Raw genomic sequence first — 17241 nt, forward strand, 5'->3', positions numbered from 1 at the left:
GGTTCGGAGTGTAGTGACCACGCAGTTACGGCCTTGATGTTTGGCGTGATACAAACGTTGATCGGCTATATCCAGAATCACCTCGATGGTGTCGCCGTCTGGGCCAGATTGCGATATACCGATGCTCACTGTCACGTCGATTAACCGATGAAAGCTGTTATTAAAAACGTTATTTTCAACGGCGATTCGGAGGCGCTCAGCGATTATATGCGCGCCCTCTAGTGAGGTCTGAGGTAGCAATATCATGAATTCCTCCCCGCCCACTCTGGCTACTCCGTCATATGGCCGGATCGAGTCGAGGCATTTCTGCACAAACTCCCTCAGGATGTCATCACCAACCTGATGCCCGAAGCGATCATTGATTGATTTGAAATTGTCCAGGTCAAGTGCCAATACGGAGAATGGTGCACCACCACGTTTGGTTCGTTCAATTTCAGCTTCGACCCGTTCCGTGAACCGGCGCCGATTATCAGCTCCAGTCAGTGGATCGGTCGCCGCGAGGTGGCCAAGTTCTTGATTGGTGCGCTGAAGCTCCATCAGAGCATTCTCGGTGTACACCATTGCCTCGGCAAGACGCACCATCAGCTCCTCTTGGCTGTAAATTGTCGAGAAAGAACGCGTGGTTAGAAACGCTTGCACTACTCCATAACTCAATAGAAAGAATCCAGCGGCGAAGATCGCATGAGCGAGCCACCACATGTGGTTCCAAGGACGTGCAAGGATGAATGCTAAGGATGACAACGCGAACGCCGTGACCGATATGACAAAAATCACCATCAATTGCGAACGGGTACGGTGCAGCAGGAGCATGATCACGTTGAGTGTGGAAAATACAAGAGCGCCACCTTCCAGCGACAGGCGCACCGCCAGATGGCCGGCGATTGGCGAATTCGCGATGTATGCCACTGCTAGGTCAACCAGAAGAAATAGTCCTACCCAGGTCAACCACATGCATGGGGTCATTCGTTGGTCCGCAGCATCAGATGGGCGGTAGTACGACAGTATTCCGACTGACAGAAGAATAGCCAAGACTAGTCGAGAGGCCGGTCCATAAAGCAGGAAAAGCCACATATTGTGGTGTGCTAGCCCAGTGAACGCACCATGCAACGCGTAGATCAGTACAAAACCAACAAAGCCAAGCGTCATCCATCGCAGCAGCGGTTCTCCCGATGACTGATAGCAGAGCCACGTTACGTAAGTAACAAATAAACCTTCTAAGGTGGCTGCCGAGATCACAATTATATGGAACACGTGGTTCTCGAATATAAGTGTGGGGTCTTGAAAGTAGAATAAATAGCCAATCAGATAGGCTGGAATAAGCGCAAATCCTGCGAGCAGCAAACTGGCATAAACCTTGACGATGAGACGGACTGCTTCAGATGGCTCGCCGCTAGCGATAATATTACTCATGGTTCCCTCCAATTTCGCATTTATTTTTCGGAAAAAAAGGAACGGTATGGGCATCGAAGCCGCGCAAGAGATACTTTAAATTTGGATTAAAGAGCGCGAAACAAATCGGACGGTGGTCTTCCATGGCTTTGGCTCATTGAAAACTTACAGCATAGTAGAGCTACGGCTGCGCTGCCGAGATTAAAAATCGGTAACTACCTGAGGAGACATTTTCCGATGTACGGTCGACGAGGGTGTTTGTTTGCAACCGAATGTGATCATAGTGAGTCGACCTTGGCTTCTTAAAATGGAAAAGGGGCAACGCACTTCCTAACTCGAAAAGTGAACTCGGCGATTGCGAAAATGAGTGAATGTGATCGCCCATAATTTGAATCTCGTTATGAAGATTATCGATACAGAAGGCTTGCTGAAGGCGATGGCGACCTAAACCCCAGCTTTACTGATCCAAAAGTTGCGAATACGCTTCATAAACGCTCTGACGCGCTATCGGCGCTGAGTTTGGCAAATGTTCGAGAATTCGCCTCGCCCAGGGCCGCTGGCCTTAGGCACCTACACAGGTGTTTTCACACACTCTGGGCTAAAAGCGGACCTAAGCTACAGTGTAAAAAGCCAAGATCGATCACTGTGATTCCATACGGTTACAAACAAGCGCCCTTATCGACCGCACATCGGAAAACGTGCCCTCCGGTCGTTACCGATTTCTAACCTCGGCAGCGCAGTCATAGCTCGACTAGGCTTGAAGTTTCTAATAAGCCAAAGCCATACAAGACTACAGTTAGAATAGACATTGTAGACAAGGATATATCATGGACGTTTGCCCCCAAAGGATTTCAGAGAAACAAAATATGAAGGTTGTACTAAATGAAAACCAATAAAGTTCTGGTTCTGCGGACATGCGCTAATAATATGACCGATTACTGCGGCCTTATATGGCCTACATCAGGATTGGTCGAATGCAAATTTTGGGAGCCCACAATAAAACTCGAAAATGGGTTGACAGGCGCACTTTGGGGGCAAGACGCAAGTGCTCAGTTGAGTATGCAGGCAGACGCGAAATGGGTTGTGTGTGAAGTAGCAGTTGGCGATTTGATTTTTTTAGAAGATGATGAAGGTGTGAAATTTTCTCGCGCGGACGTAGTCCACGTGGGCACGCGAAGTAGTGCACTGGACTACATTTCCGATAATGCTGCTAAGTATGAGGCATCAACGAAAAACTTGGTTGAGGAATTTGTTGCTGCTGATGTATCGCCTGAGACAAGGGATTTCCTTTCTGCCTTGCCGGTGAGTGCTAACAACACTTCCAATGTCCTCAGCCGCCGTACAACTATACGTAATATACAAAGTTGGAAACGGCCGTGTATGGCAGTACGCTCACTGGCGCTAATCAGAGCCAACTCATTGCCGGCTACGGCAGCACTGAAACTGCCGGAGATAGCAGCACACTTATTGCAGGCTATGGCAGTACCGGAACGTCGGGTTCTGATAGTTCGATCATTGCCGGCTACGGCAGTACACAAACCGCCGGCGATGAAAGCTCCCTGATGGCGGGGTACGGCAGTACACAAACTGCCAAGGTAGGCAGTGATCTCACCGCCGGCTACGGCAGCACCGGCACCGCAGGTTCCGACAGTTCGCTCATTGCTGGGTATGGCAGCACGCAAACAGCCGGAGGCGAAAGCTCCTTGACCGCTGGTTACGGCAGTACCCAGACGGCTCAGGTGGGCAGTGATCTCACTGCCGGCTACGGCAGCACCGGCACCGCAGGCTCCGATAGTTCGCTCATTGCCGGGTATGGCAGCACGCAAACGGCAGGGGGCGAAAGCTCCTTGACCGCCGGTTACGGCAGTACCCAGACAGCTCAGGTGGGCAGTGATCTCACCGCCGGCTACGGCAGCACCGGCACTGCCGGCTCCGACAGTTCGCTCATTGCCGGGTATGGCAGCACGCAAACGGCCGGTGGCGAAAGCTCCTTGACCGCCGGTTACGGCAGCACCCAAACAGCTCAGGAAGGCAGTGATCTCACCGCCGGTTATGGCAGTACGAGCACTGCCGGGTCCGATAGTTCGCTGATTGCCGGCTACGGGAGCACTCAAACTGCCGGCGGAGAAAGCTCTCTGACTGCCGGTTATGGCAGTACGCAAACAGCCCGCAAAGACAGTGATCTCACCGCCGGTTATGGCAGCACAGGCACCGCAGGCTCCGACAGTTCATTGATCGCGGGCTATGGCAGCACCCAAACTGCGGGGGAAGAAAGCTCCCTGACTGCGGGTTACGGCAGTACTCAGACGGCTCAGGAAGGCAGTGATCTCACCGCTGGCTACGGCAGCACGGCCACCACCGGACCTTACAGTATGGTGACTGCCGGTTACGGCAGCTCGCAGACCGCCGGTCACGCAAGTGCGTTGATTGCAGGTTATGGCAGCACCCAGACTGCGGGTTACAAAAGCATTCTGACTTCGGGATATGGCAGCACTCAGACCGCTCAGGAAAGCAGTGATCTTATTGCTGGTTACGGAAGTACTGAAACCAGTGGTTATGACAGCTCATTGATCGCCGGTTACGGAAGTACCCAGACCGCCGGTTACGGAAGCATTCTGACTGCCGGCTATGGCAGCACGCAGACGGCACAAGAAGGCAGTTCACTCACCGCTGGTTATGGCAGTACGAGCACCGCGGGCCCAGACAGTTCGCTGATCGCAGGCTACGGCAGTACTCAAACCGCGGGATATGAGAGCACCCTCACTGCGGGCTACGGCAGTACGCAAACAGCTCAGGAGGACAGTTCACTTACTGCGGGATATGGTAGTACTTCAACTGCCGGATTTAATAGTTCGTTAATCGCAGGCTACGGTAGTACTCAAACCGCAGGATATGAGAGCACCCTGACTGCGGGCTACGGCAGTACGCAAACAGCTCAAGAGGACAGCTCACTTACTGCGGGATATGGCAGTACTTCAACTGCAGGATTTAAAAGTACGTTAATCGCAGGCTACGGCAGTACTCAAACAGCGGGATATAAGAGCACTCTGACTGCGGGCTACGGCAGCACTTCAACTGCGGGTTAACAAAGTTCATTGATTGCGGGCTACGGCAGCACCCAGACTGCAGGCTACGAGTCTACGCTGACAGCAGGTTACGGCAGTTGCCAGACGGCTCAGGATCAAAGTTGGTTAACTGCCGGCTACGGTAGTACATCAACTGCTGGCTACGAAAGCAGACTGATTGCCGGATATGGAAGTACTCAAACCGCGGGATACAAAAGTATTTTGACCGCAGGCTACGGTAGTACCCAGACGGCCCAAGAAGAGAGCTCGCTGACTACCGGTTATGGAAGCACTTCAACGGCGGGCTACAACAGTACGCTGATTGCCGGTTACGGAAGTACACAAACCGCGGGTTACAAAAGCAGCCTCACGACGGGTTATGGCAGCACTTTGACTGCTGGTTACGAAAGCACCCTGATCGCAGGTTATGGCAGCACCCAGACCGCAGGTTTCGAGAGTATCCTGACCGCGGGTTATGGCAGCACGCTAACTGCGTTGGATAGCAGTACGCTGACCGCAGGCTACGGCAGTACGGAAACAGCAGGATTTGGCAGCTCGTTGATGGCCGGCTACGGCAGTTCACAAACCGCCGGTTATGGGAGTACGTTGACTGCAGGTTATGGCAGTACCCAGATGGCCGATCGCGATAGCACGCTCACCGCTGGTTATGGCAGCACCGGAACTGCTGGGCAGGACAGCTCGCTGATTGCTGGTTATGGGAGCAGTCTGACTAGCGGCATGCGCAGTTTTCTGACAGCTGGCTACGGCAGCACCCTAATCAGCGGACTTCACAGTGTACTTACAGCGGGGTACGGCAGCAGCCTTACCTCAGGCATGCGTAGTAGCCTGACTGCCGGATACGGCAGCAACCAGATTGCAAGTCATAAAAGTACGCTGATTGCAGGCCATGAAAGCACTCAGATTGCAGGGCATAAAAGTATGTTGATCGCTGGGAAAGGTAGTTCGCAAACAGCGGGTTCTCGTAGCACGTTGATAGCCGGTGCTAATAGCATTCAGATGGCGGGGGATCGTAGCAAACTTACTGCCGGTGCAGACAGTAACCAAACAGCGGGTGATCGCAGCAAACTCTTGGCAGGCAGAAACAGTTATTTAACTGCTGGCGACAGGAGCAAACTTACCGCCGGTGACGATAGTGTTCTGATGGCCGGTGATCGCAGTAAACTGACAGCTGGTAAGAACTGCGTATTAACTGCAGGTGCTGACAGCAGGCTGATGGGGAGCCTCGGTTCAACGCTCTCAGGAGGGGAAAATTCGACTCTTGTTTTTCGATGCTGGGACGGCAAGCGCTACACAAATGTGGTCGTCAAAACAGGTACGGGTGGCGTAGAGGCGGATGTTCCGTATCAAATTGACGAGGACAGCAACGTCCTAATTAAGGCAGATGATAACAACGATGATGTTGAGGCGGACAAGCCTCCAATTCAGCCATAAAGTTTTCTGTGAGTCAGGACGGCGATTAGTACCAAGTACTATGCAGCCTAGTTTTCTTAGTCGCTTTTCAGGTGGCAGATTTACAAAATCAGCCGTATGTAAAGCATTTACAAAACCCAAAATAAAGCGCTCCAGATTATTGGACGCTTTATTTTATATTAGTGACATATGGAAAAATTCCGAGCCCATCAAGACACTAAAATCGCGCACGTCGACCACATTAAGTTCTCATTATAGATTTTAGTCAGCTTCTCCAAACCCAAGTGCAAGATCGAGCTTCTTATTAGGGCGATCAACCGCAAGTTAGGCTCCGTGAAAGTGCGCTTTCGCGCCAGGTTGATGACCATTATTGTAAGCCCTGTTAAATCTACGAATGGCCCGCAAACAGCTGATGGTCGTGGTCGAGTTGCAAGTTTAAGAAAGACGACCAAGCGCAAAAGTGCTCAATAATCTGAACGTCGATCATATTTTCTGCATATACGGACCCATTTCAGGGAAATTTCGAGGTGCCGCTGTCGCGCAGAAGTAAATCGGATCATCCAGAGTTTTCATCGATCGGGATAAGTCGCAGTTTCCAATATCCTTTATGCGCTTGTGCTTTTTTTCCTGCAAATATGCATATGCGCGTTTATGGTTACTTCGAGCTTAATCAGAGCGTCTACAAAACAAGGACAATTTAGAACGTTGATAGCTCAGCAACGCCGCTACACATTTACAAGCTGGACGCTTGTTTTCACTCATGGAGAATTGAAAAAATGTTAATCCCTGAAACAAGCCGATTCACCGGCGATACACAGCCCAACGATGATAGCCAAATACGGTGATCACTTACCGCTGTACCGTCAGGAAAAGATGTTTGGCCGGGCCGACCTCGCCATCCAACGCTCGACGCTGGCGCAGTGGGTTGGCCTGTGCGGTGTGCAACTGCAACCACTGGTTGATGCGCTTCGCGAAGTGATACTTGCCCACAACGTGGTGCACGCCGATGAAACGCCGGTACAGGTGCTCATACCTGGTGCGAAGAAAACCCATCGGTCCTACGTCTGGGCCTATGCAACCAACGCGTCTGCCGATATCCGCGCAGTGGTGTACGACTTCAGCCCAAGCCCCTCGGGCGAACATGCCCGCAACTTCCTGCAAGACTGGAAAGGCAAACGGGTGTGCGACGATTTTGGTGGTTACAATGCCATCTTTGCACTGGGCGTCACCGAAATTGGCTGCATGGCCCATGCGCGGCGTAAGTTCTTCGATCTGCACGCCAGGAACACAAGCCAGCTGGCAGAGCAAGCCCTGCGCTATATCCAGTTGCTATACGAAATAGAAAGTGAGATCCGCGACTTGGAACCCGATTTACGGCGACGAATACGGCAAAAAAGTAAGTGTCCGAGCTACACCGCCTTGCAACTCAAACCTTGATCCTCTTAAACCACTGATTCACCCGCTCGCAGTCAAATGCCGCTGGCTCAAATACTTCGCCATACCAGCCCACCATGTCGTCGTGTTCTGGATGCTTGGGGTCTGCCATGGCTTCGAGAAAATCCTGGTAACCCGGCGCTCCACCAACATCCTCCGGTGGGCAAGCATTCGCGCCGTCAATGCAATACGGCAACTGAGGTGCTGTGACTGCTGGTAACGTTTTCTCGATTTTGATTCGGTGATCCCAGCTGTCACCAAAGTCGTAGAGGTAGTCAAACGTCTGTTTACCAAGTAGCGCTTTGACCAGTGTCTTGCGAGCTTCTGGATTCACCGGCGGCCCCCAACCCTCAGGATCGGGCATCCCGTATTTTTCACCCGCTATTTCAAACTCATGCAGATGACTGTCGCTCCAGCCCATCACAGCCTGAATCACGCGATGCAGCTTGCCCAAGGTAATGTTTTCAGGGACTACGAAGCGACGCCAGATTATCGGGGTGATCCACTTCAGCTCGATGTGCAGCAGCAAGAGATCAGGTGCAGGCTTGGGTAGGCTGACAGTTTTAACCATGGGTCAGGCGGCCTTGTAGTAGTCAGTGTGGTTGAGAGGAATATTCCAGGGCAGCAGTTCGCTCACCCGGTTAACGGGATGTTCGTCGATGCGCTCAAGCACGTAGGTCAGATAGGCCTGCGGATTTAATCCGTTTAATTTAGCAGTACCCACCAGGCTGTAAATGGCCGCTGCTCGCCCTCCGTCAGCATCGGAACCGACAAATAGGTAATTTTTGCGCCCCAATGCGACGGCGCGCAATGCGCGTTCAGCGGCATTGTTGTCGATTTCGATCACGCCATCGTCGCAGTAGCGCGTCAGGGCCTGCCACCGATTGAGGGCATAGAAGATCGCACCGCCCAATGCTGATTTTTCCGATACTTGAGTCAGCGTCTGGTTAAGCCATGCTTGCAGCTGTTTCAGCAACGGACTGGCCCGGCTTTGCCGAACCGTTTTTCGTAGGTTGGGCGGTTGCCCTCGAATCTCGCTCTCGATGACATACAGTGCCGCAATCCGTTGCAGCACCTCGCCAGCAAGTGGTGAAGCCTGGTCTTTGTAGACATCGTAAAATTTGCGGCGGGTGTGGGCCCAGCACGCGGCTTCCTCAATCGTACCCGTGGCATACAGCTGAGCAAAACTGGCATAGCCGTCAGCCTGCAAGATTCCTCTGAAAATCCTGAGATGCGCGCGGGGATGCTGCCCCTTGCTATCAGGTGAGTAGGCAAACCAGACCGCCGCCGGTGTCGTATCACCGGCAGGTCGGTCGTCACGCACGTACGTCCACAGGCGAGCCGTTTTGGTTTTGCCGTTGCCCGGCGCGAGCACGCCAATCGGTGTGTCATCGGCATGGACTTTGTGGCCGCTCATGACGTGGTGCTCAAGGGCGTTGATCAGTGGTCGCAGCAACTGATTGCTCTGGCCGACCCAGTCGGCCAGTGTTGAGCGCTCCAGATCCACGCCCTCACGAGCATAGATCTCGGATTGTCGATACAACGGCAAATGATCGACAAACTTGGAGACCAGCACATGGGCCAGTAGACCAGGGCCGGCAAGGCCTCGGGCTATTGGGCGACTCGGTGCCGGCACCTGAGCGATGTGCTCGCAGCAGCGGCAAACCCACTTAGGACGGACATGGTGAATGACTTTGAAACGTGCCGGAACGTACTCCAGCACTTCGGACACATCCTCACCCAAGTGGCGAAGCGCCCCACCGCAGCCAGAACATTGCGACTCGGACTGATGCACGTGTATTTCGCGAGGCAGGTGTTCGGGCAACGGTTTACGGCGCGAAACTGAGCGAGGTGCTGGCTCGACGGGAGGTGTCATTTCGGCTTGGTTGACTTGCAGCTCTTCAAGGCTCAACTGAAGCTGATCGATCATCGCGTCCAGTTGCTCGGAGCTGCGACCGAACTGCGTGCGCCGCAGCTTGCCGATCATCATCGTCAAGCGCTCGATCTCTACGCGCTGGGTAGCGACCAGAACCTTCAAGGCTTGGAGATCGTTAGGCAGGGAGTCGGTCGAGAGAGTCATGACCGAATGTTACTTGGAGTTTTTTCAGCGTGGCAAGTCAGACTGCGAGGACGGGTGCAGTACGAATTGGCCTGCGCCAATCAATGCCTTCCAGCAGCATCGACAACTGTGTAGCCGTCAGCGACACGCTGCCGCTGGTTGCTTGCGGCCAGACAAAGCGTCCTTGCTCCAGCCGTTTGCAAAACAGGCACAAGCCGTCGCCATCCCACTACAACAGCTTGATCCGGTCACCGCGCCGTCCGCGAAAGGCGAAGATCTGACCGGAGAACGGGTTGGCTTCAAGTTGAGCTTGCACCAAGGCCGCCAATCCATCGAAGCCACGGCGCATGTCTGTGAAGCCGGCGGCGATCCAGATACGGGTTCCATCGGGCGGGGCAATCATCGCAATAACTGCTGCAAGACGAATTGCAGCGTCTGCGGATCGGGTGCGCCTGTGATACGCAGCTTGGCTTTGCCAAGCTCAATTAGGATCTCGGAATGAGATACGGGTTGTGACGGGACGGTGTGCGATGCGTCCGTCGACGCCTCGATTACCTGGACAGGCAAAAACGTTGCACTCTGGTTAACCGGGCCGAATGCTCCTTCCTGATATTGATGCCGCCAGCGAAAGACCAGGTTGGCATTGCCGTCATGCTCACGAGCGATAAATGACACCGAGGCGCCAGGCTGGAGGGTGGCCTCGACGACTTGGCATTTGAACGCCGGCGGGAAGTTGGGTCGGCGACCGGCTCGACGGCCTGAGGCAACGGTATCCAAGATAGTGTCCACTAAAAATGGTGTCCACTATCTTGACCAGTTTTGAGGGTTTTCAGGAGAGGGTGCAGGCCGGACGGTTACGCAAAAAAAAGCCGTGCCCGTGATTAACATACTGCACGCCTGGATGATCGCCCAGCGCGAACTGGTGCACGATGGCGTGGCCATCGCCAAAGCTCTGGATTACGGCTTGAAACGCTGGACGGCTTTTTCACGTTATCTGGATGACGGCGCGGTGCCTATTGATAACAACCACATTGAGCAGCAAATCCGGCCATGGGCTCTTGGACGCAAGAACTGATTGTTTGCTGGTTCGTTACGCAGCGGCAAACGCGCGGCGGCGCTGATGAGTCTGATCCAGTCGGCCAAGCTCAATGGACATGATCCGTATGCTTATCTGAAAGACGTCCTAACCCGGCTACCGACTCAACGAGCGAGTGAGATCTCCGAGTTGTTGCCGCATAACTGGATGCCGATGCGCAACCTGTAATCCCCGTTCGCTTACGCGGTGGGTTTCAAATACTGCGACTGGCGGTCAAGAAGCGAATGCGTGCAACGCTACTGGCTATTAGGGATGAGCTGAAACGCCGACGTCATGAGCCTGTTCGTGTCGTGGGTCAGTGGCTTAACCGGGTTGTCAGTGGGTACTTCAATTACCACGCGGTGCCGGGAAACCTGATGCGTCTTGGCGGTTTTAGGTTGGCGGTATGTCGTCTATGGCGGCAAGCCCTCAAGCGTCGCAGCCAGCGTCATCGGTTTCAATGGTCACGCTACGGACGCCTTGCCGACCTCTATGTACCAAGACCCAGAAAATGCACACCCTTATCCTGAGGATCGCTTTGCGTCACCTACCCAAGGCAGGAGCCGTATGCGGTAGTTCCGCACGTACGGATCTGAGCGGGGGCGGCAGGTAACTGCCGTCCCTACCGGGACCTGTTCGCACGACCCATGATGATGTAAGTTATGGGCGCCTGATAGATTTTTTATGCTCATACATGGCGCGATCAGCGTGCGTTAACAGGTCTTCCACGTTTGTGTGAAGCTTGCGATGATATTCGATCAGACCGACGCTGAAGCGGATGGCATAACCACGGTGCAAGGTAGCATTGCTCTCCTCCAACAACTCCTCGAACCGCGCTATGATCGCCGAGGTTTCGACTCGACTGGAGCCTGTGAGTAATGCAACAAATTCATCACCTCCCAGACGTCCAACCACATCGCATTCTCGAAAGGCGATTCGGAGCACATCGGCAAAGACCTTGAGGGCGTTGTCTCCTTCAGTATGCCCATACACGTCATTTATTTGCTTGAAATCATTCAGGTCAAAAAACAGCAGGGTAGCCGACCTTTCGTGTCGCTGACACGCGCCTAATGCATGTTGGGCAAGGGTCATGAAACCACGTCGGTTAGATAGCCATGTCAGCTCATCGATGCTTGCCATCTGAACGGCAATAAGTTCTTGTTCGGCCATGCCAGCCAGGTCGCGCAGTAGCGCGTAATCTTCAGCATCGAAATGGCGAGGTTTGAAATCGATTAAGCACAATGTGCCCATCTTGTGGCCATCGGGAACAGTCAAAGGGTAACCGGCATAGAAACGGATATACGGTTTCCCCGTTACCAATGGATTATCTAAAAAGCGTTCATCCTTGCGAGCGTCTGTCACCAGAAGCATTTCATTCTTCAAAATTGCATGTCCACAGAACGAAACTTCACGCGACGTTTCAGTCACGCTGAGTCCAACGCAAGACTTGAACCACTGACGATCCTTGTCCACCAGAGACACGAGTGCAATCGGAACATCAAACAGGCGCTTAGCCAAGCGAGTCAGGCGATCAAAACGCTCTTCAGGGGGAGTGTCCAGGACATGGAGGTCCTGCAACACCTTTATTCGATCATCCTCATTAACTGGTTCACCGGGTACTAACATCACACACTCCATTGGCAGCACTATCTCTCAGCATAGACTTGTTTGGCAGAAGTGGCATCAACGGCGAGGTGGATCTTTCGGGCCGATTGGCCCGACTATGAATTGGTTCCGCGTCTGATGGTAGAAATCTGTCCTGAACGCTTCCTGTTCCTGGCGCTTCCACCGCGGCAACTGACGTAGCGAAGGAAGAAAACGAGAGACACGATTACAGCTAGGGAAACTCTGAAAAAGACTTCCAAACCTGTTGAAATACGCCAGTCCCAAGCACTGAGCGGTCGAGCCCCTATGAAGCAGATGTCCTTCGCTGATGCCGAATACGCTGGCGAACGCAAACAAACCCGCCGTGAACCCTTCCTAATCAAGATGGATCAGGTCGTACCCTGGAACGGTTTGATCAAGCTGATTGAGCCGCACTACCTATAGGGCGAAGGTGGTCGTCCGGCCTATCCGTTGATGGCGATGTTGCGGGTTCATCTGATGCAAAACTGTTTCGGTTATAGCGATCCAGCCATGGAAGAATCGCACTACGAAACTACGATCCTGCGACAGTTTGCAGGACTGCATCTTGATCGGATACCGGACGAAACCACAATCCTCAATTTCCGCCGACTGCTGGAAAAACATGAGCTGGCTGGTAGGATTTTGCAGGTGATCAGTGGCTATTTGGGCGACCGTGGCTTGCTCCTGCGCCAAGGCACCGTGGTCGATGCCACGATCATTCGTGCGCCGAGTTCGACCAAGAACAATGACGGAAAACGTGACCCTGAGATGCACCAGACGAAGAAAGGAAATCAATATTTCTTCGGGATGAAATCGCACATCGGTGTCGATGTCGAATCCAGCAACTCGATGAGACCAAAGAGATTATCGCAAGGCGCGTTGCCGCACTTTGGAACCTGACTCAGGGAATCGGAACAGCAGACCTTGAACACCTGGTTTCAAAAGGGATGACACTCTCCAAACTGATGGATATGGCGTTGGAGAATGTCCGCAGCAGGGGTTCTGCCACACCGGGTAAGGCCAAACAATAGGCCCACCAACCAAACAGGTGACCCTATGAAATTAGCAGCCCAGCAAACCCCACTACCCTCCTCCTCCCTACTTGCAGGGTGGCATGATTGGTTGAATTGGGCTATTAGTTAAGGATGAACAGAGGATGGAGTAGGGAATATGACTTTAGCGTCAGACGCAGAAGCCCTTCTACTAGTTGACGAAGAAGTTGTCTGGTTGCTTGGACTCACGACGGAGCAGTTTGAGACTGAGGTGAAAAATAGCTTACAAAGAATTCTCGAAATCAGCCGTTACCGATCCTATATTGAGTTGGATGAAGCGGGCCGCTTCAGCGCAATATGAGGGTGGTTAAAGCGAACTCGCCGAGATCCAAGCCTATCTGGCTGGCCTGCTGAATGCAGGCAGGCAGGGCTCAGCCAGTTTGATGGGAGCTTACGATTTATTCGGAATCGATTAGCGCGTTGTCCAGCCACCGTCTACGACTAGATCAGCACCAGCCATGAATGACGAGTCGTCAGAGGCGAGAAAAATTGCAGCGTCTGCAATTTCTTCTGGGCGACCAAGGCGTTTGAGCACTGTCTGACTTTCAAAAGCTTCACGCATTGCTATGGGGTTATCACTACTGGCGAAGACATCTTCGAGCAACTTTGTAGTGACAGGGCCTGGGCACAGGCAGTTCACGCGGATTCCTTGCGGACCATGATCAATAACCAACGCCTTGCTGAGCATCACTACTCCTCCCTTTGACGCGCAGTAAGCCGCAACCCCAGCTTCACCGACCAGGCCTAATTCGGACGCAATGTTGATGATCACTCCGCCTTTCTGCTCCTGCATCACAGGAATTGTGGCGCGCGAACAGAGGAATACTCCTTTGAGATTAACGGCCATCAATTGGTCCCACTCAGCTTCTGTAGTTGTTACTACGGTTTTAGCAAACTCGACGCCGGCGTTATTGACCAAAATGTCAATGCGGCCAAAAACTTCTACTGTCTGACGGATTAGTTCCCTGACGTCAGAATCATTACTCACATCCGTTTTTATAGAAATGGCTCGCCCCAATTTACTACTTAGCGATAGAGCTTCTGAGGTAGCGTCATTCACATCGGCAAGTACAACATGCGCACCTTCCCTAATGAAACGCGCAGCGATAGCATAACCAATACCCCGTTTGGCTCCGGTAATGATTGCGACTCTACTTTTTAATTTCATATGCTTTACCTTGAGGGCCCAGTGACCCAACCGATTTTTATCAGTCAGCAAGTCGGGCATGGAAATTTTATGTCTGACCTCTTGCGATCGTCTCTTAGTACTCGTCCGGCTGATCCGGATGAATCCCGAGAGTATAGGGCGCCCTTTTAGATATCACAATTGCATATATTGAAACTAACTGAATAGACCGCCATCTTTCGGCATCATTGTTAAAGTGAGAATCCTTTTTGACTACTCCACCAGCCGCGCGCAGGAGGTGCCGACACTCCTGCTCTATATCGTGGCTACGTGATGACCGATGATTATGCCGTGTATAACGCGTTGGGCGCGCAGGCCGGAGTCGAACGTTTGGGCTGCTGGGAGGACGCAAGGCGCAAGTTTGTTGAGGCGCAAAAAGTGCAGTCGAAAGGCAAGACGGGGCGCGCTGATATCGCACTGAACCTGATCAATAAGTTTTATGGCGTCGAGCGTGATCTGAAAGATGCGGGCGAGCATGATCGTAAAGTCGGTCGTCGTGAGCGGAGCCTGCCGGTGCTGGCTCAGTTAAAAAGCTGGATGGAAAAGACGCAGCCATAAGTTACGTCTCAGAACGCCCTGGGCAAAGCCATCAGCTACTTGGCGAGTAACTGGAACAAACTCGAACGGTATGTCGAGGAAGGCTACTTGCCGATCGACAACAACGCCGCAGAACGTGCGATCAGGCCCTTCGTGATAGGAAGAAAGAAGTGGTTGTTCAGCGATACGCCCAAATGCGCTAGGGCAAGCGCTCAACTTTACAGCCGGGTCGAGACTGCCAAAGCCAACGACCAAGAGCCCTACGAGTGGCTGCGCCACGCATTAGAACGGTTGCCACTGGCGACCTCGGTTGAATATTACGAAGCGGTGTTGCCGTGGAACTGCTCGCCGGTATCGCCTAGCTAAGCGTGCCACCCATCTTGACGTCGGTGGGGTTTATTGAGCGCTTACAGAAAAAAGGGTCTGGAATCGGCTCCATAAACGCAAATTCTTGCCCAGCATCCGTTGCAGTTCAGGGACCTGCTTGAACGCATCGCTCAGCTCGGAGGCAGACATCACCGCTTCGCCAGCACTGACCGCCGACAAGCTCCCGTCCTGATACAACTTGCGCCACAAGAATAGCTGGTTGGCATTGATGCCGTTGCGCCGAGCCACCACCGAAACGCTTTGCCCTGGCTCAAAACTCTCGCGAACAATTGCCAATTTTTGCTCTGGGCTCCACTACTGGCCCAAAAGCTCCCCACTCTTATCGTTGCTGTTAGTCATAACCATAACCGTTTGTCTATCCCTTATCGTAAGGGGGGAACGGTGTCCTGTCTTTCATGGGGGTCGTTCACAGGATTAATCAATCACTGCTGTATCACTTATTATCCGATGACTTTTCAGATCGCGAAGTGGACGGATCTAAAGTATGGGGTTGGCGGCCGCGCACCGCATCCTCAATGTAGATGCAGGCTCTTTTAGCATTTGCGCACAATCCAAACCATGTCAGAGGAGGGGATTCAATTGCAGCGTTCAACGCTCGCGCGTAATCGAGCACAAGTCCTGGCGTCCAAGCCATCGCATTTGCCCTTTTTCGTATTTGTGCGGCTAACCAGAACTCGGGGTTAATTATCACACGGAAAAAATCATACATGTTTGAGCGTCCATGACTCATAGTGCCGTCTAACGCAGCTTCAAGACACAGTGCAACAGCGCTTGAACAATTGCGACTCGTAAGATTATAAGTGGGATTCAGTCGATACGTGTTCCAGAACGAATTTAGCCGTTCTAGATTATAAATCATAAATTTTATCTGGATCGTGGACGGACACCAATCCGCCACTTCACTTGGATAGCTCGGTAAAAACCGACCTGCTACATCGTTATTCGGCGTCGCCCGCAGTAGCCGGACAAAATCATTGGTATTGCGGTCGATGTCCTCATCCGGGTAATGACTGATATAAATATCAGGCCCACACTCAATGGCTGCGTGTCCCGCCGAAACGACACCATTTTTGTCTACTGCGGCAATATAACGATTCAGCAATGGATTACCCCCGAACTCTTGTTTCTCGGCTCCATTGGGCGTCCAAACATGAATTACTAGTACGTTTGCATTAGGTGTTTGGAGAGCGGATTTGCCTATGGGGAGCTCCGCTATATTTTCTGAGCCATCCTTAAGTCGGAATGACTGCTGTACTAAAACACACCCAGACATTAAAATATTCATGCCAATACAAATTGGTACAGTACCTACATAAAGTGTCGGATATGGCTCCAAAATGAAAAGCGCAAAAGCTATTTCAAAAATTCCAGCCAGCAGTGAAAACTGCCAACCTCTAAACCTCACAACAACTGCAGCGGCAATACGAAAGAACCCATCAGAGAGAAAAATCACGCCAAAAACCACTGCCAAAATTATGCTGGCCGCGTGGTGAGAATCGACGATAAGTAATCCAAGCAGTAAAAAACACACCCCTCTAATCTTGCTTAACAGTGATCTTTTATTTGTTTGAGATATAGGTAATAGCAGAACGAATACCGCTTCAGCTAGCAACAGGTAACCGAATACATGTAGTGGGAAATAAGTAACACCATCAAGCGCATCTATAAAAATCAATGCACCTATAGCTGCCCATAATACTCCAAGAAAGGCTAATGTAGGCCAACGGTTACGAACAAATTCAGTACCAAGCAAAATCACACTCAATCTGACCATACGACCTCTTTTTGATACTGATGCCAACGCGGCCTATCAAGTCATTAGCTTACTATACGCGTTACCGTTCGGCGTTAGATAAAACGTCAAAGCTTTCCCTTTCCAATAAAAAAACCCGGACGACGTCCTGGTTTTTAGCCTTAGGGTTTAACTACCCAAGAGCCCACTGGTATCCGCGTCAAAGCGCTTACGGGCCTGATCAGCAGCGGGTTTGAGCAAAGCGAGA

At 52.2% G+C, this 17241-nt stretch carries 8 protein-coding genes and 7 pseudogenes; 6 read left to right on the forward strand and 9 right to left on the reverse strand.

Going from position 1 to position 17241, the window contains the following annotated elements; translation table 11 throughout:
* The coding region (locus ACI77D_RS28810; protein WP_407018036.1) for a GGDEF domain-containing protein at window positions 1–1410 on the reverse strand (1410 nt) is incomplete at its 3' end.
* Between the two features lie 1445 nt (window positions 1411–2855).
* On the opposite strand from ACI77D_RS28810, the pseudogene ACI77D_RS28815 reads away from it, so the two are divergent.
* Window positions 2856–5906: pseudogene (locus ACI77D_RS28815) on the forward strand (beta strand repeat-containing protein).
* 765 nt (window positions 5907–6671) lie between these two features.
* Window positions 6672–7307: pseudogene (gene tnpC / locus ACI77D_RS28820) on the forward strand (IS66 family transposase); the annotation flags it as partial.
* A gap of 4 nt (window positions 7308–7311) precedes the next feature.
* Here the strand turns inward: tnpC (ACI77D_RS28820) and ACI77D_RS28825 are convergent.
* The 4 genes and pseudogenes from ACI77D_RS28825 to tnpA all read right to left on the reverse strand — a co-directional run bounded on the left by ACI77D_RS28825 (window position 7312) and on the right by tnpA (window position 10155).
* The gene (locus ACI77D_RS28825; protein WP_407018037.1) at window positions 7312–7890 is read right to left on the reverse strand and encodes a plasmid pRiA4b ORF-3 family protein; all 579 of its coding nucleotides are present in this window, start codon (window positions 7888–7890) and stop codon (window positions 7312–7314) included.
* Window positions 7891–7893: 3 nt separating this feature from the next.
* On the reverse strand, window positions 7894–9399 hold the full coding sequence (gene tnpC / locus ACI77D_RS28830) for an IS66 family transposase (protein ID WP_407018038.1): 1506 nt from the start codon (window positions 9397–9399) through the stop codon (window positions 7894–7896).
* 37 nt (window positions 9400–9436) lie between these two features.
* Window positions 9437–9781: pseudogene (tnpB, locus tag ACI77D_RS28835) on the reverse strand (IS66 family insertion sequence element accessory protein TnpB).
* The gene (tnpA, locus tag ACI77D_RS28840; RefSeq protein ID WP_407018039.1) at window positions 9778–10155 is read right to left on the reverse strand and encodes an IS66-like element accessory protein TnpA; all 378 of its coding nucleotides are present in this window, start codon (window positions 10153–10155) and stop codon (window positions 9778–9780) included. Before tnpA ends, tnpB begins: the two are co-directional and overlap by 4 nt.
* A 76-nt stretch (window positions 10156–10231) precedes the next feature.
* Here tnpA and ACI77D_RS28845 point away from each other — a divergent pair.
* A pseudogene (locus ACI77D_RS28845) lies at window positions 10232–10642 on the forward strand (transposase); the annotation flags it as partial.
* A gap of 471 nt (window positions 10643–11113) precedes the next feature.
* On the opposite strand, the gene ACI77D_RS28850 reads toward ACI77D_RS28845, so the two are convergent.
* Entirely contained in the window at window positions 11114–12079 is a 966-nt protein-coding gene (locus ACI77D_RS28850; protein WP_407018040.1) for a sensor domain-containing diguanylate cyclase, read from the reverse strand.
* Window positions 12080–12364: 285 nt separating this feature from the next.
* On the opposite strand from ACI77D_RS28850, the pseudogene ACI77D_RS28855 reads away from it, so the two are divergent.
* Both ACI77D_RS28855 and ACI77D_RS28860 read left to right on the forward strand, forming a co-directional pair.
* A pseudogene (locus tag ACI77D_RS28855) lies at window positions 12365–12919 on the forward strand (IS5 family transposase); the annotation flags it as partial.
* A gap of 330 nt (window positions 12920–13249) precedes the next feature.
* Window positions 13250–13432 (forward strand): hypothetical protein, encoded by a 183-nt coding sequence (locus ACI77D_RS28860; protein WP_407018041.1) that lies wholly within the window; start codon window positions 13250–13252, stop codon window positions 13430–13432.
* Window positions 13433–13543: 111 nt separating this feature from the next.
* Here ACI77D_RS28860 and ACI77D_RS28865 read toward each other — a convergent pair whose 3' ends face one another.
* Complete coding sequence (locus tag ACI77D_RS28865) at window positions 13544–14359, reverse strand: SDR family NAD(P)-dependent oxidoreductase (RefSeq protein WP_407018042.1); 816 nt, start codon at window positions 14357–14359, stop codon at window positions 13544–13546.
* Window positions 14360–14519: 160 nt separating this feature from the next.
* Here ACI77D_RS28865 and tnpC (ACI77D_RS28870) point away from each other — a divergent pair.
* Window positions 14520–15220, forward strand: a pseudogene (gene tnpC, locus ACI77D_RS28870) (IS66 family transposase); the annotation flags it as partial.
* Between the two features lie 84 nt (window positions 15221–15304).
* On the opposite strand, the pseudogene ACI77D_RS28875 reads toward tnpC (ACI77D_RS28870), so the two are convergent.
* Window positions 15305–15535, reverse strand: a pseudogene (locus tag ACI77D_RS28875) (transposase); the annotation flags it as partial.
* Window positions 15536–15674: 139 nt separating this feature from the next.
* A complete protein-coding gene (locus ACI77D_RS28880) occupies window positions 15675–17015 on the reverse strand; it encodes an HdeD family acid-resistance protein (protein ID WP_407018043.1) in 1341 nt (446 codons plus the stop codon).
* Window positions 17016–17241 lie beyond the last annotated feature (226 nt).

Source organism: Pseudomonas sp. O39 (assembly GCF_045447295.1).
Taxonomy (GTDB): Bacteria; Pseudomonadota; Gammaproteobacteria; order Pseudomonadales; family Pseudomonadaceae; genus Aquipseudomonas; species Aquipseudomonas antarctica_A.